General features: G+C 36.5%; 2 protein-coding genes. Both read left to right on the top strand.

Going from position 1 to position 2762, the window contains the following annotated elements; genetic code table 11:
• Positions 1-196 precede the first annotated feature (196 nt).
• The gene (locus ACTF48_RS10955; RefSeq protein WP_438963199.1) at positions 197-2359 is read left to right on the top strand and encodes an endonuclease MutS2; all 2163 of its coding nucleotides are present in this window, start codon (positions 197-199) and stop codon (positions 2357-2359) included.
• A gap of 2 nt (positions 2360-2361) precedes the next feature.
• A partial coding sequence (locus ACTF48_RS10950) for a thiol-disulfide oxidoreductase DCC family protein (RefSeq protein WP_438963198.1) occupies positions 2362-2762 on the top strand: 401 nt, incomplete at its 3' end.

The raw sequence follows: 2762 nt of genomic DNA, 5'->3' as shown, positions 1-2762 counted from the left end.
CTAAGCTACGGTTTCATTTTATTTTGAAATATAGGCAAAAAAGAAACGTATTATATGCGACATTAGGAATGTAAATTAGTATTACTCCATGAAGCGATCTATTTAAAGATGACTTTTAATTTATAGCTCATTATGATAATTAATTGAAAAACCTGCGACTACTCCACTGTGCTAGTGTATTTTTGTTATAACATTTATGAGTAGAATTTCCAGTAAAACCATTCAAGATTTAGAGTTTGACGTTGTCTTAGAACAAGCGGCTGCTTTTTGTACCACTACAGATGGTAAAAAAAACATGCGCCTGTTGCAGCCTCTTTCTTATCGCAAAGCAGTAAATGATGCTCTTGCGCATACTAATGAGTATGTAGAATCATTTTCCAGCGAGTATCGCATTCCTAATCACGGTTTTGACCCTATAGAAAAAGAGCTGCAATTACTAGGTATTGAGAACTCTACCTTAGATAAGGAAAGTATACGTAAGCTAGTCACTTTACCCAAATCTGTTAACGAGCACATTAAGTTTTTTAAAAAACAGCACTTATTATTTCCATCCTTGCACCATCGACTAGATGCTATTGAGCTTAATGAATATGTGCCTAATGCTGTGGATGCGGTTTTGGACCGTTTTGGTGAGATAAAAGATGATGCCTCACCAGACCTCAAGAACTTACGTCGTGAGATGAATTCTGTAAAAGGGCAACTTAACGGCAGCTTTGGTCAAGCGTTAAGTCACTATTCGCAGATGGATTACCTCGATGAAATCCGAGAGACTGTGATAGAAAATCGTCGTGTCCTTGCCGTTAAAGCCATGTATCGTAGAAAGGTAAAAGGTAAAATAATGGGTAGTTCTAAAACGGGAAGTATCTCATATATCGAACCAGAACGTGTGTTAACGCTTTCGCGAAAGCTGGCTGAACTAGAAGTTGAGGAGACTGAAGAAATTAATCGCATTCTAAAAATCCTTACAGATAGCCTGCGACCGTATTTAGAGGAATTTAAAATATATCGAGATTACCTGACCCATACTGATATTATTGCCGCTCGTGCCCGTTATGCTCAATCTATAGAGGCGATTTTACCTATGATGGTAGAACATCGTGAGCTCGAATTAGTAGACGCTTATCACCCATTATTACTGGTTTCAAATAGAGCGCGCAATGAAAAAACCTATCCACAGACTATAAGTTTAAAGGAAGATAATCGCATCATAGTCATCTCTGGTCCTAATGCTGGTGGGAAATCCATTACCCTAAAAACCATAGGATTATTGCAACTGATGATCCAAACGGGTTTTTTAATTCCAGTACATGAAAAAAGTAGGGTTTGTTTATTCAAGCACATCATAACAGATATAGGTGATAATCAAAGTATAGATAATCACTTAAGTACTTACAGCTACAGATTGAAGAATATGCGTGGTTTTCTCAAAAAAGCTGACGATAAAACACTTTTCTTGATAGATGAATTTGGAACCGGTTCTGATCCAGAATTAGGTGGCGCACTGGCAGAAAGTATGCTTGAGGAACTCTACAGGCGTAAAAGCTACGGGATTATCACAACGCACTATACTAATCTTAAAATGCTGGCAAATGAGATGCCTGAAATGACTAATGCAAATATGTTATTTGACGCAAACTCGCTGGAACCTATTTATAAATTACAACTGGGAGAAGCTGGTAGTTCTTTCACCTTTGAAGTAGCACAGAAAAATGGGATTCCATACTCGTTAATTAATAAGGCTAAAAAGAAAGTAGAACGTGGAAAAATAAGATTTGATAAATCCATTGCTGCACTGCAAAAAGAACGTTCTAACTTGCGTAAAAACAATGAATCACTGCGAGAGCGAGAGATGAAAGCCAGTCAAAAAGTAAACAAGCTGGAAGATACTCAAGAACGTGTGCAGCAAAAACTGCTTGATTTTCAAGAAATGTATGACAGTTACCAGCGATACATACAGTTAGGTAAAAAATTTGATAGTCTTGCTAAAGATTTCTCTAGAAATAAAAAGAAAAAACTACTCATAGATGAGATGATGAAGATGGTAATTACAGAAAATGTAAAACGCCAGCCACCACCTAAAAAAGTAGATGTCAAAAAACATAAACAGGAACAAGGTAAAAAGAAGCAAGTCGAGAACGAGCTGATTCAAAAAGTCACTAAAATAAGACAAGAGAAAAAGAAAAACCCTAAACCTGTTGAGCCACCTAAACCTAAAGTCACTTTAAAGAAAGATGATCATGTGCGTTTAATGGATTCTAGATCTGTAGGAACTATAGATAAGATCGAAAAAGGAAAAGCGACGATCAATTATGGTATGTTTACAACTATAGTAGCTGTAGAACAATTAGAAAAAGTTTGATCATGGGAAAGCAAAATGATGTTATATTATTTGATGGTGTGTGTAATTTGTGCAACGGTGCGATTACCTTTATCATTAATAGAGATCGTAAAAATCATTATCGTTTTGCCTCATTACAAAGCGATATAGGAGCTTTATATTTAGAAAAACATAGCCTTAATCCTAAAGAAACAGATAGTATCATCCTGATACGTGGAGAACATGCTTATGTAAAGGCGAGTGCAGTACTGCGCATAGCGCAAAAAATGAGAGGTTTATGGCCACTACTCTACGTCTTTATGATCATCCCTAAGTTCATCTCAAATGCGGTGTATGACTATATCGCTAGAAATAGATACAAGTGGTTCGGTAAGGAAGAAAGCTGTATGATTCCTACTCCAGCATTAAGAGATAGGTTCCTTCA

The sequence above is a fragment of the Nonlabens sp. genome (genome assembly GCF_965660805.1).
Lineage (GTDB): Bacteria > Bacteroidota > Bacteroidia > Flavobacteriales > Flavobacteriaceae > Nonlabens.
Note: the sequence above shows the minus strand (reverse complement) of the source record. Positions and strands in the feature narration are given on the sequence as shown.

Excerpts from the sequence above, each read along its gene's own strand:
- ACTF48_RS10955 (WP_438963199.1), top strand. The coding sequence starts at position 197 with ATGAGTAGAATTTCCAGTAAAACCATTCAAGATTTAGAGTTTGACGTT.